The organism is Pseudobutyrivibrio sp. MD2005, from assembly GCF_000621865.1.
Classification (GTDB): domain Bacteria; phylum Bacillota; class Clostridia; order Lachnospirales; family Lachnospiraceae; genus Pseudobutyrivibrio.
This window is the reverse complement of the sequence record NZ_KK211358.1, coordinates 279,047-305,548: the sequence shown is the minus strand read 5'-3', so window position 1 is coordinate 305,548 and position 26,502 is coordinate 279,047. Positions and strand designations below refer to the sequence as shown.

The 26,502-nt window shown below is 40.0% G+C and carries 23 protein-coding genes; 19 read left to right on the top strand and 4 right to left on the bottom strand.

Going from position 1 to position 26,502, the window contains the following annotated elements:
• Nucleotides 1-23 precede the first annotated feature (23 nt).
• The 5 genes from T498_RS16340 to T498_RS0111165 all read left to right on the top strand — a co-directional run bounded on the left by T498_RS16340 (nt 24) and on the right by T498_RS0111165 (nt 5,390).
• Nucleotides 24-2,360 carry a hybrid sensor histidine kinase/response regulator gene (locus tag T498_RS16340; protein WP_051524731.1) on the top strand — a complete coding sequence of 779 codons (2,337 nt, stop codon included), beginning with the start codon at nt 24-26 and terminating at the stop codon, nt 2,358-2,360.
• A 38-nt stretch (nt 2,361-2,398) separates the two neighbouring features.
• Nucleotides 2,399-2,638, top strand: coding sequence for a hypothetical protein (locus T498_RS0111180; protein WP_036978401.1), 240 nt, complete (start codon nt 2,399-2,401; stop codon nt 2,636-2,638).
• A gap of 751 nt (nt 2,639-3,389) precedes the next feature.
• Nucleotides 3,390-3,707 (top strand): hypothetical protein, encoded by a 318-nt coding sequence (locus T498_RS0111175; RefSeq protein WP_028235973.1) that lies wholly within the window; start codon nt 3,390-3,392, stop codon nt 3,705-3,707.
• Between the two features lie 27 nt (nt 3,708-3,734).
• Nucleotides 3,735-4,385, top strand: coding sequence for a CatA-like O-acetyltransferase, family 3 (locus T498_RS0111170; RefSeq protein ID WP_028235972.1), 651 nt, complete (start codon nt 3,735-3,737; stop codon nt 4,383-4,385).
• 111 nt (nt 4,386-4,496) lie between these two features.
• Complete coding sequence (locus T498_RS0111165) at nt 4,497-5,390, top strand: 5'-nucleotidase (RefSeq protein ID WP_028235971.1); 894 nt, start codon at nt 4,497-4,499, stop codon at nt 5,388-5,390.
• On the opposite strand, the gene T498_RS0111160 is transcribed toward T498_RS0111165, so the two are convergent.
• Nucleotides 5,383-5,838, bottom strand: a complete 456-nt coding sequence (locus T498_RS0111160; RefSeq protein WP_028235970.1) for an acyl-CoA thioesterase — start codon at nt 5,836-5,838, stop codon at nt 5,383-5,385. The two genes, T498_RS0111165 and T498_RS0111160, sit on opposite strands and share 8 nt — an antisense overlap.
• A gap of 697 nt (nt 5,839-6,535) precedes the next feature.
• On the opposite strand from T498_RS0111160, the gene T498_RS0111155 reads away from it, so the two are divergent.
• Both T498_RS0111155 and T498_RS0111150 read left to right on the top strand, forming a co-directional pair.
• On the top strand, nt 6,536-7,402 hold the full coding sequence (locus T498_RS0111155) for a zinc ribbon domain-containing protein (RefSeq protein WP_028235969.1): 867 nt from the start codon (nt 6,536-6,538) through the stop codon (nt 7,400-7,402).
• A 63-nt stretch (nt 7,403-7,465) separates the two neighbouring features.
• A complete protein-coding gene (locus T498_RS0111150) occupies nt 7,466-8,806 on the top strand; it encodes a butyryl-CoA:acetate CoA-transferase (RefSeq protein WP_028235968.1) in 1,341 nt (446 codons plus the stop codon).
• 106 nt (nt 8,807-8,912) lie between these two features.
• On the opposite strand, the gene T498_RS0111145 is transcribed toward T498_RS0111150, so the two are convergent.
• Nucleotides 8,913-9,350: an aspartate carbamoyltransferase regulatory subunit gene (locus tag T498_RS0111145; protein ID WP_028235967.1), complete on the bottom strand. Its 438-nt coding sequence runs from the start codon at nt 9,348-9,350 to the stop codon at nt 8,913-8,915.
• Nucleotides 9,351-9,362: 12 nt separating this feature from the next.
• Nucleotides 9,363-10,277 carry an aspartate carbamoyltransferase gene (gene pyrB / locus T498_RS0111140; protein WP_028235966.1) on the bottom strand — a complete coding sequence of 305 codons (915 nt, stop codon included), beginning with the start codon at nt 10,275-10,277 and terminating at the stop codon, nt 9,363-9,365.
• A 96-nt stretch (nt 10,278-10,373) separates the two neighbouring features.
• On the opposite strand from pyrB, the gene priA reads away from it, so the two are divergent.
• The 11 genes from priA (at nt 10,374) to T498_RS0111085 (ending at nt 23,681) form a co-directional block, all read left to right on the top strand.
• Nucleotides 10,374-12,605 carry a replication restart helicase PriA gene (priA, locus tag T498_RS0111135; protein ID WP_036978397.1) on the top strand — a complete coding sequence of 744 codons (2,232 nt, stop codon included), beginning with the start codon at nt 10,374-10,376 and terminating at the stop codon, nt 12,603-12,605.
• 25 nt (nt 12,606-12,630) lie between these two features.
• Nucleotides 12,631-13,122 (top strand): peptide deformylase, encoded by a 492-nt coding sequence (gene def, locus T498_RS0111130; protein ID WP_028235964.1) that lies wholly within the window; start codon nt 12,631-12,633, stop codon nt 13,120-13,122.
• 169 nt (nt 13,123-13,291) lie between these two features.
• Nucleotides 13,292-14,887 (top strand): GH25 family lysozyme, encoded by a 1,596-nt coding sequence (locus T498_RS0111125; protein ID WP_155951063.1) that lies wholly within the window; start codon nt 13,292-13,294, stop codon nt 14,885-14,887.
• 705 nt (nt 14,888-15,592) lie between these two features.
• Nucleotides 15,593-16,528: a methionyl-tRNA formyltransferase gene (gene fmt, locus T498_RS0111120; RefSeq protein WP_028235962.1), complete on the top strand. Its 936-nt coding sequence runs from the start codon at nt 15,593-15,595 to the stop codon at nt 16,526-16,528.
• Entirely contained in the window at nt 16,515-17,795 is a 1,281-nt protein-coding gene (gene rsmB, locus T498_RS0111115; protein ID WP_028235961.1) for a 16S rRNA (cytosine(967)-C(5))-methyltransferase RsmB, read from the top strand. Before fmt ends, rsmB begins: the two co-directional genes overlap by 14 nt.
• Nucleotides 17,774-18,838 (top strand): 23S rRNA (adenine(2503)-C(2))-methyltransferase RlmN, encoded by a 1,065-nt coding sequence (gene rlmN / locus T498_RS0111110; protein ID WP_028235960.1) that lies wholly within the window; start codon nt 17,774-17,776, stop codon nt 18,836-18,838. Before rsmB ends, rlmN begins: the two co-directional genes overlap by 22 nt.
• Nucleotides 18,838-19,566: a Stp1/IreP family PP2C-type Ser/Thr phosphatase gene (locus T498_RS0111105; RefSeq protein ID WP_028235959.1), complete on the top strand. Its 729-nt coding sequence runs from the start codon at nt 18,838-18,840 to the stop codon at nt 19,564-19,566. Before rlmN ends, T498_RS0111105 begins: the two co-directional genes overlap by 1 nt.
• A gap of 10 nt (nt 19,567-19,576) precedes the next feature.
• Entirely contained in the window at nt 19,577-21,490 is a 1,914-nt protein-coding gene (gene pknB / locus T498_RS15680; protein WP_051524730.1) for a Stk1 family PASTA domain-containing Ser/Thr kinase, read from the top strand.
• A gap of 3 nt (nt 21,491-21,493) precedes the next feature.
• Entirely contained in the window at nt 21,494-22,381 is an 888-nt protein-coding gene (gene rsgA / locus T498_RS0111095; RefSeq protein WP_028235958.1) for a ribosome small subunit-dependent GTPase A, read from the top strand.
• Between the two features lie 5 nt (nt 22,382-22,386).
• Nucleotides 22,387-23,040 carry a ribulose-phosphate 3-epimerase gene (gene rpe / locus T498_RS0111090; RefSeq protein ID WP_028235957.1) on the top strand — a complete coding sequence of 218 codons (654 nt, stop codon included), beginning with the start codon at nt 22,387-22,389 and terminating at the stop codon, nt 23,038-23,040.
• Entirely contained in the window at nt 23,037-23,681 is a 645-nt protein-coding gene (locus T498_RS0111085; RefSeq protein WP_028235956.1) for a thiamine diphosphokinase, read from the top strand. The genes rpe and T498_RS0111085 overlap by 4 nt, the downstream gene beginning before the upstream one ends.
• 34 nt (nt 23,682-23,715) lie before the next feature.
• On the opposite strand, the gene T498_RS15675 is transcribed toward T498_RS0111085, so the two are convergent.
• Entirely contained in the window at nt 23,716-24,798 is a 1,083-nt protein-coding gene (locus tag T498_RS15675) for an HD-GYP domain-containing protein (protein WP_051524729.1), read from the bottom strand.
• A gap of 137 nt (nt 24,799-24,935) precedes the next feature.
• On the opposite strand from T498_RS15675, the gene T498_RS0111075 reads away from it, so the two are divergent.
• Nucleotides 24,936-25,952 carry a glycosyltransferase family 2 protein gene (locus tag T498_RS0111075; protein WP_028235955.1) on the top strand — a complete coding sequence of 339 codons (1,017 nt, stop codon included), beginning with the start codon at nt 24,936-24,938 and terminating at the stop codon, nt 25,950-25,952.
• The last annotated feature ends 550 nt before the right edge of the window (nt 25,953-26,502 follow it).

Here is a 26,502-nt window from a genome sequence, read left to right as displayed (position 1 = left end):
ATAGTTAAATAATGGGGGATGTTATGCACAACACAAGCAGATTCGTATATCAGATTATTATCGTCATTGGAATTATCATATATCTGTTCATGATTGGTATGATGCTTTGGGGAGAAAACAATCTTCCTGATGAGCGAACCTACACTGATTTTAGTGTGGCAGATTATAGCGATGGCTGGAGACGGCTATGTCCAGATGGCACTTATGAGGATATTACCATTCCAGGAAAATACGAGCTTTCAAGAGCAGAAGAGCTAATCATCGAAAAGAAGATAGAACATATTGATGAGCCTGTAATGTATGTTTCATTTGATTCTGAAAAACAGGATATATATGTTTATGTTGATGATGAGTTTAGATATAGTTACTCAACAGATGAAACCAGATTATTTGGAGATAATAGTCCAGGGGCATTAATGTTTATCCCTATCTATCAATCCGATGAAGGAAAAACATTAACAGTTGAATGGATAGGAAACAACAATTATGCCGGCGTGGTGGACAAAGTTTCTATTGGAACACAGGCGGGAATTACCCAAAGCCTATTTGAAAGAGAAAAGATACCGCTACTACTAACAGGAACCGTTATTTTTCTTGGACTGATGGCCTTTATTATCGGTGTTCTTGTAAAGCTTTCCTACAACAAGACACTACCGTTGTTTTTTTCAGGGTGGGGCGTTATGTGCGCTGGACTTTGGGCGTTAGCCGAGTCGCCTACCAGACAGTTTATAGCACCAAACTTTTCACTTATTTCATATATCACTTACCTAAGTCTGATGATGATGCCATTTATTATGGCTATGTATTTTGACAGATTGCAGGATGGGCGATACAGGGAATTATATATGATTGCATCAGTGCTTGAGTTATTTGTTGCATTCATAGGGCTGATTCTTCAGTTTTTCAATAACACTGATTTAAGTGGAATTCTTGTATTTGCATTTGCAGGTATAATCCTAACCATGATTATCTTTATAATCGCGGTAGTCAGTGATTTTATCCAAGGACATATAAAAGAAATTTGGACAGAGATGGTCGGAATATTTGGTGTATTTGTGGCGGCTATTATACAGATAGTTGCTTACCGAACCAGACCTACCTCAATCGATAGAAGGATTATCTTACTCGGCCTGCTATTTATGATTACCATGTCATATATCAGAGCTCTCAAAAATGTAAGAACCATGGAGCGAGATATGTATGCAGCAGTTCAAGCTCAGGAGGCAAGTACAGCATTCTTAAGGCGAATGTCTCATGAAATGCGTACACCTATCAATGCCATTCTTGGAATGAATAAAATGATCCTTCGCGAGAGCAGAGATGAAAATATCTTAGACTATGCCAGAGATGTAAATGGTGCAGGAAACTATCTGCTCAGTATAGTAAATGAAGTGCTTGATTTGGCTAAGGTAAATGCTGGCAAGATAGAGCTGGTGGAATCTGATTATGAAATAATCGATATGATTCGTGAGTGCTACGCTATGGTAAGGCCTAGAGCAAAGGCTAATCGCCTTGCTTTTGAGGTAGACATGAGTGATGTGCTACCAGCCGAGCTTAGAGGCGACAAAGAAAGGATGATTCAAATCATCACAAATCTTCTTACCAACGCCGTAAAGTACACACCTGAAGGACGAATCACACTATCTGTTCAAGGAAAGATATCAGAAGGACGTTTACTTCTTATTATCAGTGTCAGTGATACAGGCATCGGCGTTGCAAAGGAAAACATCCCTTATCTGTTTGATTCATTTAGCAGAGTAGGCGAGTTCTCTCATGGACGTATCGAAGGCACTGGACTTGGACTCACTATTACAAAGCAATTAGTTGATCTTATGGGAGGCACTATTAAGGTTGAATCAGAGCTGGGAAAGGGTACCGTATTTACGGTAGTTATTCCTCAAGAAATACGCTCTATTGAGCCATGCGGCACATTCTCTATGGGACCAAATGGAGATCGACGTGTGGCAGACCGAAACGAAGTATTTGACATCATTGGAAAGATTCTCGTAGTTGACGATGTTGCTATCAATTTACGAGTGTTTACAATGCTTTTAAATAACACAGATATTAACGTAGACACTGCAATTAGCGGCAATGAAGCATTAGAGAAGATTAAAAAGATAAAATATGATATGATATTTGTTGATCACCTGATGCCTGGAATGGACGGTATAGAACTAAAATCTCTTATCGAAGCTTTACCGGACAATCCAAATCGGGAGACACCGCTTATCATGCAGACAGCCAATGCAGTGGTTGGTGCAAGAGAAGAGTACGAAAAACTAGGTTTTGATGATTACATTGAAAAACCTATAAAAGAAGAGGAGCTACGCAAGTTACTCCGAAAATATTTGATTTAATAGCCTGTTGAATATCAACTGGCGGAATGGAGAGTATTATGGCATTTAATCCAGCAGATCTATTTAAAATCAGAGGTGCAGCAGAAAAATTCAATTCCAATCATCCAAAGCTGATTCCATTTTTAGGAGCAGCCAAAGGAAAAGCGATGACCCCAGGCTCAGTCATTGAACTTTCAATCACAGACCCTTCTGGCGAAAAGATTGAAACCAACCTTAGGGTTCAGGAATCCGACATCGAGCTAATCAATCTCTTGATGGAAATTGGCTCTAAGGGGTAGATGACACGTTACCATTCACAGTTAAATAAGGACTAAAAGTAAAGCTCACAAATAAGTGGGCTTTATTTTGTCTGCAGAAATAATTAGAATATATGTATTAAACAAATCGTAGCTTGTATTAAAGAATTCTGCAAACAGGTTTATTTAGTATAGAGGGTCTTCGGACCCTCATTTTTTCTTTGAAGGTATAATCATGGGCTGATATGGGAGGTGGTTATACCTTTTGGTGAGCTATAGGACACTATGTTGAAGTCAAAAAGGTATAACCAGAATGGGATTTTATGTCAGGTTATACCTTTTGGCGGGCGATGAGACATTATTTAGAAGTCAAAAAGGTATAACCAGAGTGGGGTTTTATGTCAGGTTATACCTTTTGGCGGGCGATGAGACATTATATTGAAGCGAACAAGGTATAACTAAGAGCAAAAATAGTAGATGGTTATAGATTCTTGAAAAACATCAGTTTTTCAGGAATCGTAAATACCATGAAAATAGATTTATCTATTTTCATGTCCTGCAAAGCAGGATTCTTGCTGACAATTTCATTGTTCTGTCAGCAAGAAGTCATACCTTTTTGTCTAGCAGGTAAGCTTCAATGGTTTTATTAATAATATCTTCAGTAAGCGGTGAATTTTAACCTATAAGCTTATAACCTTAATTTTTTTAAAAATATTTTCTTTTTTAAATATGAGATGTGATAAGCTTATAAGGTGATTTAAATTAACAAATCGGAGCTTGTAGGGGGAAAAATATGATAATTGGATTTATTATCTGGACTGTTGTTTCTTTTATTTTTGTCGTTATCGGTATTTCTTGCTTACGCGCAAAAGAACCTGTAGGATTTTTTACTTTTGCTAAGCCTCCAACTGTTACTGACATTAAGAAGTATAATAAAGCAGTGGCAATCCTATGGTTTGTATTTGCATTGTTACTTGAGTTTTTGGGGTTACCATTTCTATTTTGTGAGCAGAATTCTCCTGTTTTTACAGTTATAGTATTAGGAGCTTTTTTGCTTGTGATTGCTATAATTATTTCCTACATTTTTATAGAAAAGAAATATAGAGTTTAACAATTCAAGTTTGTAAGGGTGAAGAAAATGAATTATAAAGTAATTGACAAAGAGACATATTATCGTAAAGGCGTATTTCGCCACTTTACGGAAGATTGCAAGTGCTCAACCTCGATAACGTCGAGAATAGACGTAACAGAGCTCGTCACACATTCAAAGAACACAGGAACGAAGTTTTATGTCAATTTCCTGTATATTCTTTCAAAGGTTATGAATTCACGTGAAGACTACAGAATGGGATACCTTTGGCAGACAGATGAGCTGATCTGCTATGACGTGATCAATCCAACACAGTATGTTTTCCATGAAGATACGGAAACCTGTACGCCGGTATATACAGAGTATTTTGAGGAATATAAAAAGTTTTACACTGGTGCTTTAAATGATGTTGAGGAAGCGAAGAAGACTCGTGAATATGGTTTAGACATGGCAAATCATCCAAACTGGTTTGATGCATCTTATATATCATGGCTTTCATATGACTCGCTTAATATTGAATTGCCTGATGGACATTTATTCTTTGCTCCTATTATCAATTGGGGAAAATACAGAGAGGAAAACGGTAGACTTGTTATGCCTGTAACAGTTCGACTTAATCACGCAATTGCAGATGGATATTTGGTTGCTAATGTATTTCGTCTTTTGGAGAAGGAAATCAATTATTTTGTTGAGTTATAATCGGACAATTCAAATTTGCCTTTAAGCTGCCTTTAAATGCGATGGGAGAGAATATTTATGGACACCTTCCTGTGTTAGGCTTTGGGTAAGCTAACGAGGGAGGTGTTTTTTATGACTAGTATAAAGCTTACAATTGGTATTTCTACCAGAGCATTATTTGATTTGGATTATGAGAATGAAATTTTTGTAAATGAGGGAGCGGATAGCTATGTTAGATATATGGTGGAGCATGAACATGAACCTTTGAAAAAGGGACCAGCTTTTGGCTTGATTCAGGCATTTTTGGCTCTTAATGATTTGTACGATGAGCCAGTGGTTGAGGTCATTGTTATGAGCCAAAATTCTGCAGATAGCTCGCTTAGGATTTTTAATTCTATTTCATCTTATGAATTAGATATTTCGAGGGCAGCACTTACTACAGGCGCATCAATTGTGCCATATCTATCTGCCTATAATATTGATTTGTATTTATCTGCTAATGAGGAGGATGTAGCCAGGGCTACGATGGGAGGCATTGCAGCAGCTACGGTATTAGCATCGCCGGAATCGGCAAAGGATGGTATATCGCAAATACGAATCGCATTTGATGGGGATTGTGTATTATTCAATAATGAGTCTGAGTTGATTTTCAGGAGGGAGGGCTTGGAAGCTTTTGGAGAACATGAATTAAGTCATGCTCTAGTGCCTTTGAAGAGAGGGCCTTTTGCTAATCTGCTTTCTGTTATTTCTGAGTTGCAGGGCCAGTTTGATGATGTTGCTCAGTCCCCAATTAGGACAGCTATTGTTACAGCAAGATGTGCACCTGCTCACGAAAGAGTTATCCGCACTTTTAGGGATTGGGGCGTCAGGATTGATGAAGCGCACTTCTTAGGAGGTATGGATAAGACAGCAGTTTTAAAAGCCTTTGGTGCTCATATTTTCTTCGACGATAGCGATGATAATATAAAAGCAGCCAGCACTGTTGTACTGGCTGCAAAGGTTCCTAATTTTCTTAAGGTTATTTAAATTCAAAGAATTTCGTATCAAGTTCTGGATAAGCACGCTTCATAGAAATAGGTGCTCCGGATTTGTTCACAAAGCAGTGGCTTGTTCTTGCGATGGCGCGGTCTTCGCCAGTAGCTTTATCGTATATACGATAAGCAACTTCCATCTCATGCCCATCGTAAGAAATAAGCTTTGTATCTATCACTACAGTCTCATCAAACTTAACACTACTTCTATATTCAATAGAATGAGATATGATTGGTGAGCTAATTTCCATTTCAAGCATTTGCTTAAAAGAAAGTCCCATCTGTTCCATTAAATTCATTCTGGCATCTTCAATCCAGTTGATATAATTGGATGTATGAATCACGCCATGGTAATCAGTCTCATGATATTTTGTGCGATGCTCAAAAGGGGTAATCTTAATTTGCCTCTTAGCACCAGCTACTTCAATTTCTTGTTTTGCCATAGTCTTACCTCCTGATGATATGTTTATTAATTATAGTATAACACTTTAAGGTAGAGTTAATTATTAAAAAACAATAAAACTTGTAGAACCGTAGGGGTGTGGCTAATCGTGGGCTGGAATTTGAAAAGGATTAGCCAGAGAGGAGAGGTGATGGCTAATCGGGGAGGAGTAAGTGTAATAGATTAGCCGAATTGTAGAAGGTGTGGCTAATCGGGGAGGAATAAGTGAAATAGATTAGCCAAAGTGGAGAGGTGATGGCTAATCGTGGAGGAGTAAGTGAAATAGATTAGCCAAAGAGGAGAGGTAGTGGCTAATCAGGCAGGAGTAAGTGAAATAGATTAGCCAGAGAGGAGCAGTAGTGGCTAATCGGGTAGGAGTAAATGAAATAGATTAGCCGAATTGGAACAGGTGCGGCTAATAAACCAGCTAAAATAGAAATAGATTAGCCTAATGGGTTAAGCGGTGGCTAAGATAAATGGAAAATGATTTTAAGATTAGCCAATATTGACTAATGATTTAATAAATAGTTGTGTATAATAATACTGATTATGACTTCTTGTGGGCTACTTAAGGAAAAAGCCCACAAGAACTTGGCTTTGCCAAGCAATATTTTCTTGCAGAAAATATTGGTCTTTGTCCGGTTCTTGATTTTCTGAGGAAAATCAAAAACCTAAAAACTATAATTGGAATGAACATAATGATTTGTAAAAATTGCGGAAAAGAAATTGAAAATGGCCATATAATGTGTCTTAACTGTGGGGCTCTGGTTAATTATAGTACAGGGGTGACCGGTAGCATTAATTGGGGCGAGCCAGTTAATGTGCCTGCGCCAGCGCAAACATATGCCCCAGTAGACCAAGAGTACCAAAAAGAGCAAGATACCCAAAAAGAGAAAAGTACCCAAATAGAGGAGCAGGTACTTGTTGAGCCAGGCAAAGAAATAGCCCAGCGCAAGCTTGTTGCTGTATTAAAGCAGATATATATAACAAAACAGGAAGCATTAATAGCGCAAGAAAAAGCTAGAATTGAAAGAAACAAGATAGAATACAATAGGCCTACGATATTTCAGGATGAACCAACCCCACAAAGAACAACCAGACAGGTGCCAACCCCAAGCAAGCCTCGTAAAACAAATAGATTTATGGGTAGATTCGAAGCTATGACTGATGGCGAGAAAATGGTTGCTATTATTAAGTTTATGTTGGTGCTGATTATGGGAATCCTTTCTTATTTAGCTGCAAAGGACGAAGAATATCATTCTTATGAGCAGTCTAAAAAGCGATGGGATGTGATAGATAAAGCGATTGAAGATTACGAGCCTGAAACATCTATACCTGATGATTATTATAAATTGTTTGAGAATGGTGATACTCTTGAAGGGTATGGTATTTACGAAGAAATCTTCAAAGACGCTAATCCTGAAGATATGGAGGATCCTTTAGAACTAGAGTCAGGGGAAGATGAGAAATCTGAGCAAGCCGAGAACGCTGAAGAAGATGAGAGTTCTGAGGAAGCTGAAAACTCTGAAGAGGCGGATATCTCGGAAGAAGATGAAAACAATTGAAGCTTAGAGCAATAAGTGGTACAATGTATGCAATTGATAATTTTTTAACGAGCGGAGGTTAATATGGATTTTCAAGCTGAGTACAAGAAAAAACTTACTACAGCAGCAGAGGCTGTTAAGGTAGTAAAGAGTGGAGACTGGGTAGATTATGGCTGGTGTACAGGTACACCTGATGCTTTAGATAAAGCACTTGCAGCTCGCACAGACGAGCTTACTGATGTTAAGGTACGTGGTGGTATCTTAATGAAGCTTCCAGCTATCTTTGAGAGAGAGGATGCAGGAGAGCATTTCTGCTGGAACTCATGGCACATGGGTGGTATTGAAAGAAAGCTTATTGCAAGAGGTTGCTCTTACTATGCACCAATCAGATATTCCGAGCTTCCTAGATATTACCGTGAGCATATTGAGCCAAATGATGTTCTTATGATTCAGACTACAACAATGGATAATCATGGATACTTCAACTTTGGTCCTAACGCTTCACACCTTATGGCAGCAGTAGAGAAGTCAAAGCACATCATCGTTGAGGTCAATGAGAACATGCCTCGTTGCCTTGGTGGTTTTGAGGAAGGCGTTCATATTTCAAAGGTTGATGCTATTGTTGAGGGAAGCAATCCAGCTATCTCAGAGATGGGCGCAGGCGGAGCTCCTACAGATGTAGATAAGGCAGTTGCAAAGCTTATCGTAGAGGAGATTCCAAACGGTGCATGCTTACAGCTTGGTATTGGCGGTATGCCAAACACAGTTGGTGCTATGATTGCAGAGTCAGACCTTAAGGATCTTGGTGTTCATACAGAAATGTACGTTGATGCTTTTGTTGATATTGCAAAGGCTGGCAAGATTACTGGTGCAAAGAAGAACATCGATCGTTTCCGTCAGACATACGCTTTCGGTGCTGGTACAAAGAAGATGTACGATTACATGGATGAGAATCCAGAGCTTATGAGTGCTCCAGTTGATTATACAAATGATATTCGTCAGATTTCAGCACTTGATAATTTCATTTCTATCAACAATGCTGTAGACGTTGATTTATTTGGTCAGATTAATGCTGAATCAGCAGGTACAAAGCACATTTCAGGAGCAGGCGGACAGCTTGATTTCGTACTTGGTGCTTACCTTTCAAACGGTGGTAAGAGCTTTGTATGTCTCTCATCTACATTTACAACAAAGGATGGCACAGTTAAGAGCCGTATCCGTCCTACACTTGCTGAAGGTTCAATCGTTACAGATACTCGTGCAAACACACATTATCTTGTTACAGAGTATGGTAAAGTTTGTCTTAAGGGACTTTCTGCTTGGCAGCGTGCAGAGGCTATTATCTCTATTGCACACCCAGATTTCAGAGATGAGCTTATTGCAGAAGCAGAGAAGATGCATATCTGGAGACGTTCAAATAAATAATCGTATATCGAAAGAATATACTAGAAATACTTAGGTAAAGAAAAAGCCGTCATGTAGGTCACATGGCGGCTTATTATATAGTCGTATAGTCGTAACTAGGCTATAGTTATTTTGTACCAGTGTATTTCTCTTCGCAGTATTTGCAACGATATACTTCGTTTTCTTCATCTGTGAGGATGAATACCTGATCAAGCTCCTGCTCCACGGTGCTTATGCATCGTGGATTTTTGCATTTAATTACATTTTTTATTTCCTTAGGGAGGCGTAATTGTCTTTTTTCAACGATAGCGTCGGCTTTTACAATATTACATGTGATATTGTGATCGATAAAGCCGAGTATATCTAAGTCAACTCTTTCTATTGGGCATTCGATTTTTATAATATCTTTTCTACCCATTTTATTAGATTTTGCATTCATAATCATGGCGATTGTGCAGTCGCTGCCAAGTTCGCCTAAATGAAGGTTGTTATATATAGTCATAGATTCGCCGGCCTTAATGTGGTCAAGTACGAATCCCTCGTGGATGCCACTGATATTTAACATGTTTGTTCCTCCTTATACCAGTTCTAGAAGAGTAAGAATCAGTGCCATTCTGATAAATACTCCATATTTTGCCTGAGTAAAATACATTGCTCGAGGGTCCTCATCTACATCGACAGAGATTTCGTTAACTCTTGGAAGTGGATGTAGCACCATCATATCTTTCTTTGCAAGTTGCATTTTCTCTGGAGTCAGGATGAAGAAGTCTTTTAATCTGATGTAGTCTTCTTCGTTGAAGAAACGTTCTTTCTGTACACGAGTCATGTAAAGAATGTCGAGCTCGCCCATTACATCATCCAGTGAATCAACCTCTTTGTATTCGTAACCTTTTTTTTCTAATACATCTTCGCGGATATATTCAGGAACTCTTAATTCCTCTGGTGAGATAAGCACGAATTTGATGCCTGGATAGCGAACGAGTGCATTAATTAACGAGTGGACGGTACGACCAAACTTCAAATCACCGCAAAGTCCAATTGTAAGATCTTTGATTTCGCCACGTAAAGAACGAATAGTAAATAAATCTGTAAGTGTTTGAGTGGGATGTTGATGACCGCCATCACCGGCGTTAATAACTGGAATAAGTGAACGTTGCGAAGCAACAAGTGGAGCGCCTTCTTTTGGATGACGCATAGCGCAAATATCTGCGTAAGAAGAAATGACGCGAATGGTGTCAGAAACACTTTCGCCTTTGGCTGCTGAAGAAGAATCAGCTGAAGAGAAACCAAGTACTGAACCACCAAGATTAAGCATGGCAGCCTCAAAAGATAGTCGTGTACGTGTGCTTGGTTCGTAGAAGCATGTAGCGAGCTTTTTGCCGTGGCACTTTTCAGAGTAATTATCTGGATGATTTTTAATATCATCGGCCAGGTCCATAAGCTGCTCTAGCTCCTCTCTAGAAAAATCTAGAGGGCTCATTAGATGACGCATAGGTATCCTCCCTGATAAAACTGTTATTTTGTTAAAATCAATTCATTTTACCACATTGATTACAAAAAGGAACCCTTTTATGCTAAAATATTTTTCATGAAATACGCTGATATAATAATTGACATATCTCATGAGAGATTGGATAAAACATTTGAATATATTGTTCCATCGGAGCTGGAGGAGTCGGTTACCGAAGGTGTGCAGGTTGTGATACCTTTCGGCGCTGGCAATCGTGCCATCACAGGATACGTTGTGGGATTGCATGATAAACCGGGGTTTGATGTCACAAAGCTGAAGCCTATTGCGAGAGTTGTAAAGGATAGCATCGCTATAGAGTCTCAGCTTATTTCTTTGGCAGCATTTTTGAAACGCAATTATGGAAGCACGATGAATCAGGCTCTAAAGACGGTCATCCCTATCAAAAAGAGGGAAAACGAAAAGCTCAAAAAAGAAATCAGTCTTGCAATATCCCTGGAACAAGCCAGAATCGAGCTCAATGAGCTTCTTACAAACAAGCGTCATGCCATAGGAAAAGAACGTTTGCTTAGGGAACTTTTAGAAGTGGATGTGCTTGATTGGGAGCTTGCTACTAAAAAGCTTCAGATTCCAACAGCGAATATCAGGGATTTAGAATCAAAGGGAATCATCAAAATTGATTCTGTTCGAACATTTAGAAATCCTCATATTCAGGGGGCAGCTACACCGAAGCATATCGTGCTTAATGAGGAGCAGGAGGCTGCAGCGGAGACTATTAAGGCTGATATAGACACAGGGCGTCACAAGACCTATCTAATCCATGGTGTCACAGGCTCGGGCAAGACGGAAGTCTACATGGATGTCATGGAGCATGTGATTAACATGGGACAGCAGGTGATTGTGCTCATTCCTGAAATCGCCCTTACTTACCAGACTGTTATGCGATTCTACACACGCTTTGGTGATAAGGTCAGCATATTGAATAGTAGAATGTCTCTAGGAGAGCGATTTGATCAGTTTGAAAGGGCTAAATCTGGTGAGATTAGCATTATGGTGGGGCCTCGCTCTGCGCTCTTTACACCATTTGCAAATCTGGGGCTCATCATCATTGATGAGGAGCATGAGCCTAGCTACAAATCTGAGGTTGTTCCTAGATACCATGCTAGAGAGACTGCAGTTTATAGAGCAAAGCTCACTGGTGCCACAGTGATTTTAGGGTCCGCAACCCCAAGCTTAGAGGCATATAGCAGGGCCAGGGCAGGAGAGTATCAGCTTATCACGCTTCACAACAGAGCTATGGGGGCGCAGATGGCAGATTGCGAGATAGTGGATTTAAGGGAAGAACTCCAATCCGGCAATCGTTCAATGCTAAGCCGCAGGCTGAAAGAGCTGATGGCAGATAGAATTAGCAAGCATCAGCAGATTATGCTGTTTTTGAATAGACGTGGACTGATGGGATTTGTTTCCTGCAGAGCTTGTGGACATGTGCTAAAATGTCCGCACTGTGATGTGGCGTTACACCTTCATAATGGCGGAGTTATGAAGTGCCATTACTGTGGATTTACTACTAGGGCCGCCAAGACTTGCCCAAGCTGCGGAAGCAAATATATCGGCAGTTTTAAAGCGGGAACACAACGCTTAGAAGAGCTTGTAAAAGAAACATTTCCTGGTGTCAGGGTTCTTAGAATGGATGCCGATACCACATCTGGAAAAAATGGTCACGAGGAAATCTTATCAGCATTTGCAGCCCATGAGGCAGATGTGCTTATTGGTACGCAGATGATAGTAAAGGGCCACGATTTTGCTAACGTAACTCTTGTTGGAATCATTGCGGCAGATATCTCCCTTAACGAGAGTGATTATCACAGTGGTGAGCGCACATTTCAGCTTCTTACACAGGCTGTGGGACGAGCAGGCAGAGGCAGCGAGCCTGGAGTCGCCGTTATCCAGACATATCAGCCTGAGAATTATGCAGTAGTTACTTCTGCTAATCAGGATTACGACAGCTTTTTCAAGCAGGAATATGCATATCGCAGATTATTAGCTTATCCACCTTGTTCCCACATCCTTGGAATACAGGTTAGTAGCGAAAAATATGATGATGCAGTGGGACAAGCAGATACTTTAGCTGCTATAATAAAGAAGACGGATTCCGATATAATTGTTATGGGGCCAGAGGATGCATATATTGGCAAATTAAAAGACATATATCGAAGAGTCATCTATGTAAAAGCTGACGAATATGATAGACTAGTAAAGGTTAAAGATGCGATTGATAAGTTTTTGTTAGAGCAGAAGCAATATCGCAGCACTACAACCTGGTTTGATTTTGACCCTATTAATACATTATAGTATTGATATTAGAAAGGATTTTAAAATGGCATTATTAGAAATTAGAGAGTATGGAAAAGACGATGTTCTACTTAAGGTTTGCAAGCCTGTTAAGGAGCTTACACCTAGACTTAAGACATTGATTGAGGATATGTATGAAACTATGTATGATGCTGATGGCGTAGGCCTTGCTGCACCTCAGGTTGGTGTACTTCGCCGTATCTGCGTTATCGATATAGGCGAGGGTCCTGTTACTCTTATAAACCCAGAGGTTCTTGAGACATCTGGCGAGCAGACAGGCAACGAAGGATGTCTTTCAGTTCCTGGCAAGACTGGACAGGTTACACGTCCAAACTACGCTAAGGTAAAAGCCTTAAACGAGGACATGGAAGAATACATCGTAGAAGGTGAAGGCCTTATGGCTCGCGCGCTTCTACACGAAATCGATCATCTTGATGGTCACATCTATACTGAAAAAGTCGAAGGTGAGCTTTACAATGTAGAAGACCTCATGGAAGAATACGAGGAAGAAGAATAAATAAGATTAAAGATAAAGCAGGTTTTGCAATAGAGCAGAACCTGCTTTTTTGCAAGTATTTGCGATAAATGCCGTAAATAGTCGCAAACTGCAACTAATGCAAGGTTTGAATATAATTGTAAATAGACTATAATGGCAATAGTGAGTATTAAAATTAAGGGTGAATGATATGAATAACGATGATGATGATGAGAGAATGGCAAGGCGCAGGGCGCGAAAGGCTAAGAAAAGAAGGCAGCTGATTAGGCGCAGGATTATATTTGGCGCGGGCGCCTGTGTTTTGATTGCAGTTTTGACTACAAGCATAGTTCTAGTAGCAAAGAAGGTTACTTCAAAGGCTGGAGACTCTAATCAAACCACAGAAAGTGCCAAGGTAGAAGAGGTAAAGGATGAGGATGCCAAAATAGAGGTAGTAATGCCGGAGGAGACTGATACTGAAAATACTACAGATGATGCAGAAAGTGCATCTGATCCTGAGGCTAGTGCTACAAAAGAAACTGGCGCAGTTGTGAATGTAGTTGAGGTCGTGAAGGCTACTAATCCTGGAGAAACATCTCAGGTTACATATGGAATAGACGTATCCCGATTTCAGGGGACCATTGATTGGTCTCAGGTTGCAGGGGCAGGCATAAACTACGCTATGGTTCGTGTGGGTTACAGGGATTCCACCACAGGAGAGATAAAGGCAGACAGCAATGCCAAGTATAATATGCAGGAGGCCGAGAAAAATGGAATCAAGGTTGGTGCATATTTCTTTTCCACAGCTGTCAGCAAGGATGAGGCTGTAGAAGAGGCTGACTGGGTTGCTAGTTACATTGCAAAGTACGCAATTACCTATCCTGTGGGCTACAATTGCGAAGGCTTTGAAAATAGCACAAGCCGTCAATACAATCTTACAAAAGATGAGAGAAGTAACATTGCTGTGGCATTTTTGGATGAAATAAAAAATAAGGGATACACTCCAATTTTTTATGCATCTAAAAATGAAATGGTAAATGATGCCAAGTGGAACACGTCTACAATATCTTCAAAATATAAGATTTGGATGGCCTGGTATAATCAGGATACTTCTAATCTAGGAACAGCGCCATCGGCAGGTGTGAAGTGTGATATGTGGCAGTATTCAAATCAGGGAACAGTGCCAGGTGTCGGCGGCAAGGTTGATGTAGACGTAGCATATTTTGGTTATGTAGGCACAGAAAGTGCAAAGGATTCCTCAGAGCGTGAAGAAGTAACTGCCGATGTGGAAGCTCTGATGAACTTTACAGAAGTTAACGAAACTGTTACAGCAAAGAGCAAGACCAATCTAAGGGATAAGCCGAGCCAGGGTTCTGATAGTACAGTAAAGCAGACGCTACAAAATGGTCAGACTGCAACTCGCACAGGAACAAGTTCAAGTGGATGGTCGAGAGTGGTGTATGACGGGGCTACATATTATGCAGTTTCAAGCTATCTAACAACAGATTTGAGTGCAGCAGCTCAGACTGATTCAGCGCCTGCTCAAACCGAAACAGCCCAGGAAATGCCAACAAGCGGCTTTAAAACAAAATTTACAGATGTAAACGAGACAATCACTGCTAAAGAGCTTGTGAACCTAAGATCAAAGCCAAGTGTTACTGATGAGGATTCTCAGGTGGTTGCTACACTTAGTGCAGGCGAAACTGCAGTTAGAACCGGTGTCAATAATGACTATGGTTGGTCCAGGGTGGAATACAACGGCCAGGTACTTTATTGTGTTAGCAGTTACATAAAGGTAGTTGAGTAAGAGTTACCATTCACAGTTTGTTTTGAAGAGACGCCCTCAACCCTGCAGGGGCCTCCACTATACACATGGCGTGATTTTGCGAATATTGCTGTTTTTCTTATGGGCCAATTTTATGCATCGCACATGTGTCTTGTTGCGGAATGAACCATTTTGAAAAATGTTTTTTAGGTGACGGACACTTAAGTTTTTAATGTACTTCTCAGACTGAGGGAACTTGGTTTCATACTCCGTTTGCTAAGTAAAATAACAAAGCAGGTTTTGCATATATAATCACCGTGGCACATTCAACATCGTGTTTTAAGTGACCACTTGCGCTGCCGTCCATGGCAGCGCATGCTTATATATTGCAAAACCTGCTTTTATTTTACTAGGCTCGCTCCAAAATCAACCAAGTTTCCCTCAGTCTAAGAAGTACACTTTCCACTATGTTGTGTGTCCGCCAACTAAAAACCTTTTTCAAAATTGTACAGGCCTGCAAAAGACACATGTAAATAAAGATGCATAAATGGCCCATTAGAAAAACGCAATATTCTTGCAATGCGCCATGTATATAGTGGAGGCCCTGCCAGGGTTGAGGGCGTCCCAACCTTATGGCAACTGTGAATGGTAACGAGTAAGAATGACAAAAGCGTCCTAAAATGTTACACTAGATGTAACGTCGAGGACGCTTTATTTTTGTGCGTAAAAATGAAAGGATTAATATAAATGAAAGTAGTTTTCATGGGTACACCGGATTTTGCGGTGGAGACATTAAAAGCAATATATGAGGCAGGGCATGAGATAATTTTAGTAGTGTCTCAGCCAGATAAGCCAAAGGGACGTAGCGGAAAGCTTCAGCCTACACCTGTGAAGGAGTTTGCTTTAGAGCATGGCATCGAAGTGTTCCAGCCAGTAAAAATCAGAGCAGAGGAATCAGTAGAATATCTTCGTAAATACGAAGCAGATGTTTTTGTTGTGGCAGCCTTCGGACAGATTTTACCAAAGGTAATTCTTGATATGCCTCGCCTTGGATGTGTAAATGTCCATGGCTCACTTCTTCCAAAGTATCGTGGAGCAGCACCTATTCAGTGGGCTGTTATCAATGGAGAAAAGGTTTCTGGTAACACTACAATGCTTATGGGACCAGGTCTTGATGATGGAGATATGCTTCTTAAATCTGAGATAGAGCTTGCGGCTGATGAGACAGGTGGAAGCCTTTTTGATAAGCTTGCTATTGACGGTGGAAAGCTTGCTGTTAAGACTATTGAAGCTCTTGATAGAGGTGAAATCACACCGGTTCCTCAGGATGAATCCCAAGCTACTCACGTTGGTATGATTAGCAAGGATATGGGCAATATTGATTGGACAAAGCCTGCAGTAGAAATCGAAAGATTGATCAGAGGACTTAATCCATGGCCATCTGCATTTACTTTTGTAAATGGCAAGCAGCTTAAGATTTGGAAAGCAACTGTTGTAGAAAAGTCAGGTGAAGCAGGAACAGTTATCGATGTAAATAAAAACGTATTTACGATAGCATGCGGTGAAAAAGCTCTTGAGATTAATGAGCTTCAGCTGGAAGGAAAAAAGCGCATGGCAGTTTCAGATTTTCTGAGAGGATATCAGCTTGAGGCTGGTACGAGGTTTGTAAATGGTAGAGAGTAATAAGACTAATGTGAGAGCAATTGCTCTTGAAACATTGATTGAGATATTGGAGCATGGTCAGTTTTCTCATATCTATCTCAAGGCTGTTTTAGATAAGTATGGTTATCTTGAAAAGAGCGAGCGTGCCTTTTTAACACGCCTAGTTAATGGAGTGGTAGAAAGAAAGCTGCAGCTTGATTTTATAATAGATAGCTTTTCAAAAACAAAGGTAAAAAAGATGAAGCCTGTGATTCGTACCATCATGCGAATGGGGGCTTACGAAATCTTTTATATGGATTCAGTGCCTGATTCGGCTACCTGTAATGAATATGTAAAGCTTGCTAAGAAGAAAGGGTTTTCTGGATTGTCAGGCTTTGTAAATGGCGTCCTTAGAAACACTTCTAGACAAAAGGATACTGTTAAATTCACAAGCCTTAGCACAGAGTATTCAATGCCTCAGTGGATTGTTGAAAAATGGACTGGCGATTATGGAAAGGAACAGGCGGAAGAAATCTTAAAGGGCTTTTTAGTCCAGGAAGATTTGTGCATAAGAGTCAATCTTAGCAAAGTCAGCAGAGGTGAATTAAAGTCCTGCTTAGAAAAGCAAGGTATTACAGTTCGTATATGCGATAGCATTCCAAGTGCATTATATATTTCAAATTTTGATTCCGTAAATGCGATACCGCAGTTTAAAGATGGTCTGTTTTATGTTCAGGATTATTCTTCACAGCTGGTGGCCTACAAGGCTTGCATCAAGTCAGAAGATCATATAATAGATGTGTGTGCTGCTCCAGGAGGCAAGGCACTACATGCAGCTGAAATAGCAAATAACGGGCAGGTTTTGGCTAGGGATTTGACAGATGCAAAGGTTGCAATCATAAATGAAAACATCCTTAGAACCAAGGCAGATAATATAAAAGCAGAAAAGTGGGACGCCACAGAATTTGACGAGAATTCAGAAAACAAGTATGATGTGGTAATTGCGGATTTACCTTGTTCAGGTCTTGGTATAATCCGAAAAAAGCCGGATATCAAATATAATCAAACAAAGGAATCTTTAGATGAGCTTGTTGCACTTCAGGCAAAGATTCTTGATACGGTTTGTAGATATGTTAAAAGCGGTGGGGTGTTATGCTATAGCACATGCACCATTAATAAGGATGAAAATGAAAATCAGGTAAACAACTTTTTGTCATCACATCCAGAGTTTAAGATGGAAAATAGTGAGCAATTATTGCCTGATAAGGATCACGACGGATTTTATATATGTGTAATGAAAAAGAATTAATTGATGTTAGATCACTTAACTTAATAGAGCTGACAGATTTTGTCACTAATGATTTAGGAGAGCCAAAGTTTCGCGCAAAGCAGTTGTACGAATGGATTCATAAGCATCTTGCAGCAGATTATGAAGAGATGAAAAATCTTCCTAAGTCACTTAAGCAAAAGCTTAGCGATACTTGTAACTATCATCCACTTCAACAAATCAATTTGCAGGTATCTAAAATCGATGGCACAAGAAAATATCTTTTTGAGTTATTCGATGGTGAGATGGTTGAAAGCGTTTGGATGAGCTACAAGCATGGCAATTCTGTGTGTATCAGTTCCCAGGTAGGCTGCAAAATGGGATGCAGATTCTGTGCATCTACATTAGATGGATGGGTGAGAAATCTTACTCCATCAGAGATGCTTGGACAGATTTATGCCATTCAAAAAGATACAGGCGAGCGTGTTTCAAATGTGGTTGTAATGGGCACAGGAGAGCCAATGGACAACTATGATAATATAGTTAAGTTCGTAAGGCTTTTATCAGATGAAAATGGATTAAATATTTCCCAGAGAAATATTACTGTTAGTACATGTGGTATAGTTCCACGTATCAGACAATTGGCAGAGGAGGATTTGACAATTACGCTTGCAATATCTCTCCATGCTCCAAATCAACAGAAGCGAGCTGAACTTATGCCAATAGCTAATAAATATGACATTCACGAATTGATTGATGCCTGTGAATACTATTTTAACAAGACAGGACGTCGAATCACTTTTGAATACTCTCTTGTTGGAGGTGTAAATGATAGGGATGTGGATGCCGAGGAATTAGGACAGTTGATTGGCAAGCTAAATTGTCATGTAAATCTTATTCCGGTCAATCCAATCAAGGAGCGAGACTTTGTAAGTCCAAGCCAGGATAGAGCCTTCGCATTCCAAAAAAAGATTGAAAAATACGTGAATAATGCTACTATTAGAAGGGAAATGGGTCGCGACATAGACGGGGCCTGTGGACAATTGAGAAAGCGACACATAGACGCTTCGAAAGGGACTAATTAATGATAAGCTATGAAAAGACTGATGTGGGAGTGAAGAGGAGAGTTAATCAAGACTCTGTATTTTCTTCAGACACCCAAATTGGTAAATTGCCAAATTTGTACATAGTCGCAGACGGCATGGGCGGAGAGCTGGCAGGTGATTATGCATCTGCAAAATGCGTCGAGATTCTTGTTGATGAGATTAAGAATTCCACCGAACTTGAGACAGTACGAATTTTCGAAAGAGCAATCCAAATTGCCAACAATAGAATACACTTAGAAGCGAAGACAGATCCAACTAAGGCTGGCATGGGTACCACTTTAGTGCTTGCTACTGTGTTTGCAGGGCACCTCTATGTTGCAAACGTGGGTGACAGCAGGCTTTACGTAGCTACTTCTACAAAAATCAAGCAGGTTACAAAGGACCACTCTGTAGTAGCAGAGCTTGTTCGTAATGGCGAGTTAGATGCTTTAGATGCTAAATACGACAAGCGTAAAAATATGATTACCAGAGCCATTGGCGCAGAGGACACCATTGTTGCGGATTATTTTGACGTTTCGATTAATGGTGATGAGCATATCTTAATTTGTTCTGATGGTCTTACAAATATGTTAGATGATAATGAGATATTCGATGTTTTAGTTAGCCAGGATACTATTGCCAATAGGGCTAACAAGCTTGTGAGTCTGGCAAATGCTCACGGCGGTAAAGATAATGTTTCAGTGATTATAATCGAAAGTTTAGAATAAAGGAGAATACATGATTACACAAGGCGTTTTTATAGCGGATAGATACGAGGTTATTGATAAAGTTGGTTCAGGCGGAATGTCTGATGTTTACAGAGCAAAGGATCACATTTTAGGCCGTGAAGTTGCCATCAAGATTCTTAAGCCAGAGTTTTCTGAGGATGCCACATTCGTAGCAAAGTTCAGAACAGAGGCACAGTCAGCAGCAGGTTTGGAACATCCAAATATCGTTAATATCTATGATGTAGGTTCTGAAAACGGAATGTACTACATCGTTATGGAATATGTTGAGGGAATCACTCTTAAAACTTATATCGAAAAGAAGGGGCAGCTTAATTTCAAGGAAGCTATCTCTATTGCAATTCAGGTTGGTCGTGGTATTGAGGCTGCTCACCAAAAGGGCATAATCCACCGTGATATTAAGCCACAGAATATCATTATTTCCACAGAGGGAAAGGTTAAGGTTACTGATTTTGGTATTGCCAGAGCTGCCAGCTCAAACACAATCCATGCTGATGTAATGGGTTCTGTTCATTATTCTTCACCAGAGCAGGCTAGAAACGGTTTCGTTGATGGCAAGAGTGATATCTATTCACTTGGTATCGTAATGTACGAAATGGTTACAGGCCGTGTGCCTTTCGATGGAGATAACACTGTAGCAATTGCCATTCAGCATTTGCAGGAGGAAATGGTTGCACCTAGCGCTTACGCTCCAGATCTTCCTATTTCACTTGAAAAGATTATCCTTAAGGCAACAATGAAATCAACAGATAGAAGATATGCTACTATCTCTGATATGCTCATGGATTTAAAGAGAGCGCTTGTTAGCCCTAATGAAGATTTCGTTACAATAGTTGAATCTGATCTTGGAAAGACTCAGGTTATTTCAAAGGTAGCTCAGGAGGATGAGGCTTCTATCACAAAGAAAGCTGCCCAGGCTCTTATCTTCGACGATGAATACGAAGACGAAGAAGAGTATGATGACGACTATTACGACGATGAATACTATGACGATGACGAGGATGAAGAAGATGATTCTCGTATGGATAGAATCATTACTATTGCAGGAATTGCAGCAGGTATCTTAATTGTAATCATTGTTGTTGCTATTCTTGGCAATATGTTCGGATTATTTAATTTTAGTGCAAAGAAAGTTACCATGATTAATGTGGTTGGAACAGAGCTTGATTCTGCTAAGGAACAGCTTACAGAGCTTGGTCTTGAAGAAGACGATATTATGGTTTCTTACGAAGATAGCGATGATTACGAAGATGGCGTTGTAATGTCACAGTCTACAAAAGAGGGTGATGAATTCTCATTAAACGATACACTTAGACTTACAGTTGCAGGCGAAGAGGAGTCATCAGACAGCTCAAGCTCATCAGATGATTCAAGTAGTTCAAGCTCATCATCAAGCTCTAGCTCATCTGGTTCTGACAGCAGCTCTACTACAAATAAGGACACAACAGAGACAGATGCTGCTGAAACAGATGGTGATACAGTCACAGTTCCTACAGTTGTAGGATTGACACAGGCTGAGGCTACAACAGTACTTGATAAGGCAAAAATCGTTGTAACAAGCACCACTCAGGATTACTCTGATACAGTCCCTTCAGGTCAGGTAATCAGCCAGTCGATTGCAGCAGGCGAGGTTGTTAAGACAAATTCAACAATCAGTCTTGTTATCAGCAAGGGGGCAAAGCAAGCTACATACAGCTACACTGTAACAAATCCATTCCCTGGTGCATGTACATATGCAATTGCTGAGCTTAATAAATCAGGTACAATTCCAGCTAATGGAGCAATAAACATCTCTGATGTTTCAAAGGATACACTTACAATTACTCTTACACCATTAGCTGAGGATGGCGCTACACCTATCGCAGAGCAGGCTCAGACACAGACAATTGCAGGAACAGCAAATTAATCTATGACAGGAAAGATAGTTAAAGGCATCGCCGGATTCTATTATGTCTACGTTGATGACAAAGGCATTTATGAATGTAAGGCGAAGGGCGTATTTAGAAAAGAAAAAGTTAAACCATTGGTCGGGGATGATGTGGAGATAGACATCATCTCCGAAGATAATAAAACGGGCAATGTAGTAAAGCTACTGCCACGCAAGTCTGAATTGATCAGGCCTGCGGTGGCTAATGTGGATCAGGCATTGCTCATTTTTGCTACTAAGAATCCTGAACCAAATCTTAATCTTTTGGATAGATTCCTTTGTATGATGGAAGAGCAGGAGTTGCCAATCACCATTTGCTTTAATAAGGATGATTTGGCAGATGAAGGATTTGAAGAGCAAATGCGACGCACCTATGAAGCGGCAGGATATCGAGTGATTTTTTGTTCTGCCAAAAACAATTTAGGTCTAGAAGAACTCAAATCAATTTTACGGGGAAAAACAACCACCGTGGCAGGCCCATCTGGTGTTGGTAAAAGTTCAATTGTAAATCTTCTTACAGAAGATCAGCATATGGAGACTGGCGAGGTTTCTGAAAAGATTGGGCGAGGCAAACATACCACAAGACACTCAGAGCTATTACACCTGGGCGGTGATACATTTATTATGGATACACCAGGATTTTCTTCTTTGTTTGTACCAAAGGTGGAACTCACTGATTTATATACTTTGTTCCCTGAATTTGTGGAGCCGGCACTTAATTGTAAGTTTACAGGCTGTGCCCACGATAAAGAGCCGAAATGCGGCGTTAAAGACGCAGTTGAGGCGGGAGAAATAGCAGCAAGTCGATACGAGAACTACTTGCAGATTTATGGCGAAATGTTAAATGAAAGGAATAATAAATATAGGTAAATCTTATGGAAAAATGTTTGGCACCATCAGTTCTTTCTGCTGATTTTGGCATTATTAAGGAGCAGTTAGAGTTAATCGATAAGGCAGGAGCCAAGTATGTACATTTTGATGTGATGGACGGAATGTATGTACCAAGTATCAGCTTTGGATTTCCAGTTCTCAAGAGCATGCGTAAATACACTAACAGAGTATTAGATGTTCATTTGATGATTGTTAATCCAGAAAGATATATTGAAAAGTTTGCTGAAGCAGGGGCTGATATTATCACTGTTCATGCTGAGGCTTGCACTCATTTAGATGCTACAATCGATCAAATCAAGAGCTGTGGAGTGAAGGCGGGTGTTGCAATTAATCCAGCTACACCTATTGCAAATATCATCCATGTGCTTGATAAGGTTGATATGGTTCTTATTATGACTGTTAACCCTGGCTTTGGTGGACAAAAGCTTATTCCTTACACTTTAGATAAAGTACGTGAACTTAGAAACTTCGTAAATGCGAAGCAGCTTGATATTGATATTGAGGTTGATGGCGGAATAAATAAGGATACTATTGATTCGGCTTTGGAAGCAGGAGCTAATATCATAGTTGCAGGTTCTGCAGTGTTTGAAGGAGATGTTAAGGCAAATACCGAGGCACTTCTGGAGAAAATGAAATGATAACATTTATTGTTGGGGCGATGATAAAGGATATAGAGTTTTTGAAGAATGTAATTTCTGAAAGCTCAGAGGCACGCTTTATCATTGCCTGCGATAAAGGATATGAGCATGTGATTGCAGCTGGGGCAAAGCCGGATGTGATTATTGGTGATTTTGATTCGGCAAGCCAGGGGGAACCTGAACCGGCCTGCAGTGGCAAAATAATAAAGCTAAATCCAATCAAAGATGACACTGATATAGAGGCTGCTCTGAGATATGCATTTGACAACACTGAGGGAGACATCACAATACTAGGAGCCTTAGGTGGAAGAGTAGACCACAGCCTGGGCAATATAGCATTGCTTGGTATGGGCCTAAAAGAGGGCAGAAAGGTGTACCTGGTGGATGAGACTAATCGTCTTCAGATGATTGGCGCAGGCATGAAGCTTGTTATAAAAAAGGACGAGCAATATGGTAAATACGTATCCGTATTTCCGTATTACGGATCGGCTGTTGTCACCATGGAAGGTTTTAAATATCCTCTTAAAAATGCGAAGCTGGAAGGCTTTAATACATTAACAGTTAGCAATGAAATTGTGGATACTAACGCAACTATTTCTTTAGAATGTGGGTATCTGCTTGTGTGCGAATGTGGAGAATAAAAGAGAGTTTTGCAATGCAAAACTCTCTTGTTTTTTATTCACTAGAACTAACAATAACAGTTGATAGATAGCCAGCATCAGAAGCTAGGTTAACGACTTGTCCAGTGGATTCAATTTTTATAATAGGCCTTAGCGGGTAAGCGCTGTTTTGTCTAAGGACGATTGCCTTTTCACCGTCACTAAGCAACACATGTGAGCCATTCGGATAGGCGTTTATAACAGAAAGGAAAGACTTGAAATAGTCCAAGTTAAACTTATTGCTCATAGTAAACATTATTTCAATGGCCTGGGCAGGAGTCTTTGCTGTCTTATATGAACGCTTTGTAACTAAAGCGTCATAAACATCTACTATAGCAAGTATCTGGCCCATCTTTCCAATCTTATCAGCGGACAAGCCACGCGGATAGCCGGTGCCATCATAGTTCTCATGATGGTTTAAAATACCTTGGCGCATATCTTCTGAGACATCGGCAGAATTAATCAGTATATTATAGCCATGGACTGGATGAGTTTTTATGATTTCAAATTCTTCGGGAGAGAGTCTAGCTGGCTTATTTATGATGGCGCTAGGAATCTTTTCCTTACCAACATCGTGCAAAAGGCCTGCTATTGTAATGTCGTGGATGAATTTACTGTTTTCGCCTATTTTTCTTGCAAGTACGGCAGCCATAGTTCCAACATCAACAGAATGCTTGTAGGTGTACTCATCACTTACCTTAAGCTTTGCCAAGTTGATGAAGAGCTCTTTGGAAGCGTCAATGACAGAATATACCTGTTCGCCAATCTCCCTGGCTCCAGCAGTCAAGCTTTTTACATCGCTTATATTGGTAAAAATTGCTTCTAGGGTTTCAGCAGCATAGTGCTTGAAAGAATCTTCGAAACCAATGGAAGCATCTTCATCAGGCTCTATATCGCCTTGATTGGTTTCTTCTTCTGTTGCTGTGTAAGAAACGACCGCGTGAATCTTTCCCTTGTAATGGGAAAGAAGCTCCATCTGGGCTGAGTCTATTATTGTCATGCGAGGGCATAATAGTACATCTTTATCGGTGAATATATCAGTTTCAGTTACACAGCCTAGGGGTAAATCCCAAACATATCCATCAATTTCTTTAGTCATAGTGGTTACCTATTCTAATAAAAATTTTCCTGTAGAGATATGTTATAACATTTACGTGAATAATCTGTGGCTAGTTGAACAAAGAAGAGTGATTTGTTAAAATCATTAAAGCGAATTTAGGTGAGGAGATGTTAAATATGAAACTATTATCATTTGCAGTACCATGTTACAATTCTGCAGATTATATGGAACATTGCGTAGAGACATTGTTACACGGCGGCGAGGATGTTGAAATCATCATTGTTGACGACGGATCTGTTAAGGATAACACAGCGGAAATAGCAGATAGACTTGCAGCAGAGCATCCTTCTATTATAAAGGCAGTTCATCAGGAAAACGGTGGACATGGCCAGGCTGTCAACACAGGCCTTAAAAATGCCACAGGCCTATTCTTCAAGGTTGTCGATTCTGACGACTGGGTAGATGAAGAGGCTTACGACAAGATTTTAAATGTTCTTCGTAATTCAGTAGAACACAGCAAGCAGCTGGACATGCTTATTTCAAACTTTGTATATGATAAGGAAGGGGCACACCACAAAAAGGTTATGTCTTATTCAAACCTTCCTGTTAATCAATATTTTGGATGGGATGATACAAAGCACTTTAGAAAGGGCCAGTACATACTGATGCATTCAGTTATCTATCGTACTAAGCTTCTTAGAGATTGTGGCTTGGAGCTTCCTAAGCATACATTCTATGTGGATAACCTTTATGTATTCTATCCACTTCCTTATGTTAAGAATATCTACTACTTAGATGTAGACTTCTATCATTATTATATAGGAAGAGAAGATCAGTCTGTTAATGAAAAGGTTATGATTGGCCGCATCGACCAGCAGATTAAAGTTAACAAGCTTATGCTAGAAGCATATGACTACAAGAATATTAAAAATGATCATGTAAAGAAGTACATGTTCAACTATCTTGAGATGATTACTGTTATCTCTACAGTACTTCTAATGAAGAGCGGCACAACAGAGCATCAGCAAAAGCGCCGTGATCTTTGGAACTATATTAAAGAGCATGACTACTATTTATATAGAAAGCTTCGTTATGGATTCATGTGTGCAACCACCAACCTTCCAGGCCGCAGTGGACGCGCAATCTCCATCACAGCTTACAAGATTGCTCAGAAGGTAGTAGGATTCAACTAGCCATCAGAGGCTAGTTGAATCCGTAAATGGCACATATTTTGCTTGGGCAAAATGTGTGTCTTTTTTTATGCCATTGGCTAGCCGTTATATTTTTGTGGACAAAACAAGCGGAACATGTTAATATAACACACGAATAATTTTTACAATTCATTTGAGCCTGGTTCGCAGGCTCATGCCCTAGGTGCAAGGGGCATTATTTCATTATTAGAGTATGACAATATAATAGATGGGGCTTTAGAGAGTTAATGCTACTCATCTAATGCTGTTGCCAATAATGTGTTGACTATATATAAGCGGGATACTTGCAAATCTATAGTCGCATTCTTAGACGATGACTATATAAAGGTATTAAGACGGAAATCATATAGTCTTAAGAGGAGAGGTGCGACTATATGAAAAGCTAGAAAGTGAAAAGATATAGTCACAAAAGGCAGAGGAGACTATATGAAGAGCATGAAGTGGCAATCATATAGTCACAAGAGGAGAGGTGCGACTATATGAAAAGCTGGAAAGCGAGTAGATATAGTCACAAAAGGCAGAGGTGACTATA

Coding starts and splice junctions, on each gene's coding strand:
- T498_RS16340 (WP_051524731.1), top strand. CDS start 24: ATGCACAACACAAGCAGATTCGTATATCAGATTATTATCGTCATTGGA.
- rlmN (WP_028235960.1), top strand. CDS start 17,774: ATGTGTAATGAAAAAGAATTAATTGATGTTAGATCACTTAACTTAATA.
- priA (WP_036978397.1), top strand. CDS start 10,374: ATGAAATACGCTGATATAATAATTGACATATCTCATGAGAGATTGGAT.
- rsgA (WP_028235958.1), top strand. CDS start 21,494: ATGACAGGAAAGATAGTTAAAGGCATCGCCGGATTCTATTATGTCTAC.
- T498_RS0111160 (WP_028235970.1), bottom strand. CDS start 5,838: ATGGCAAAACAAGAAATTGAAGTAGCTGGTGCTAAGAGGCAAATTAAG.
- pknB (WP_051524730.1), top strand. CDS start 19,577: ATGATTACACAAGGCGTTTTTATAGCGGATAGATACGAGGTTATTGAT.
- fmt (WP_028235962.1), top strand. CDS start 15,593: ATGAAAGTAGTTTTCATGGGTACACCGGATTTTGCGGTGGAGACATTA.
- T498_RS0111180 (WP_036978401.1), top strand. CDS start 2,399: ATGGCATTTAATCCAGCAGATCTATTTAAAATCAGAGGTGCAGCAGAA.
- def (WP_028235964.1), top strand. CDS start 12,631: ATGGCATTATTAGAAATTAGAGAGTATGGAAAAGACGATGTTCTACTT.
- T498_RS0111165 (WP_028235971.1), top strand. CDS start 4,497: ATGACTAGTATAAAGCTTACAATTGGTATTTCTACCAGAGCATTATTT.
- rpe (WP_028235957.1), top strand. CDS start 22,387: ATGGAAAAATGTTTGGCACCATCAGTTCTTTCTGCTGATTTTGGCATT.
- T498_RS0111175 (WP_028235973.1), top strand. CDS start 3,390: ATGATAATTGGATTTATTATCTGGACTGTTGTTTCTTTTATTTTTGTC.
- T498_RS0111150 (WP_028235968.1), top strand. CDS start 7,466: ATGGATTTTCAAGCTGAGTACAAGAAAAAACTTACTACAGCAGCAGAG.
- T498_RS0111170 (WP_028235972.1), top strand. CDS start 3,735: ATGAATTATAAAGTAATTGACAAAGAGACATATTATCGTAAAGGCGTA.
- T498_RS0111155 (WP_028235969.1), top strand. CDS start 6,536: ATGATTTGTAAAAATTGCGGAAAAGAAATTGAAAATGGCCATATAATG.
- T498_RS15675 (WP_051524729.1), bottom strand. CDS start 24,798: ATGACTAAAGAAATTGATGGATATGTTTGGGATTTACCCCTAGGCTGT.
- T498_RS0111075 (WP_028235955.1), top strand. CDS start 24,936: ATGAAACTATTATCATTTGCAGTACCATGTTACAATTCTGCAGATTAT.
- T498_RS0111145 (WP_028235967.1), bottom strand. CDS start 9,350: ATGTTAAATATCAGTGGCATCCACGAGGGATTCGTACTTGACCACATT.
- T498_RS0111105 (WP_028235959.1), top strand. CDS start 18,838: ATGATAAGCTATGAAAAGACTGATGTGGGAGTGAAGAGGAGAGTTAAT.
- T498_RS0111125 (WP_155951063.1), top strand. CDS start 13,292: ATGAATAACGATGATGATGATGAGAGAATGGCAAGGCGCAGGGCGCGA.
- T498_RS0111085 (WP_028235956.1), top strand. CDS start 23,037: ATGATAACATTTATTGTTGGGGCGATGATAAAGGATATAGAGTTTTTG.
- pyrB (WP_028235966.1), bottom strand. CDS start 10,277: ATGCGTCATCTAATGAGCCCTCTAGATTTTTCTAGAGAGGAGCTAGAG.
- rsmB (WP_028235961.1), top strand. CDS start 16,515: ATGGTAGAGAGTAATAAGACTAATGTGAGAGCAATTGCTCTTGAAACA.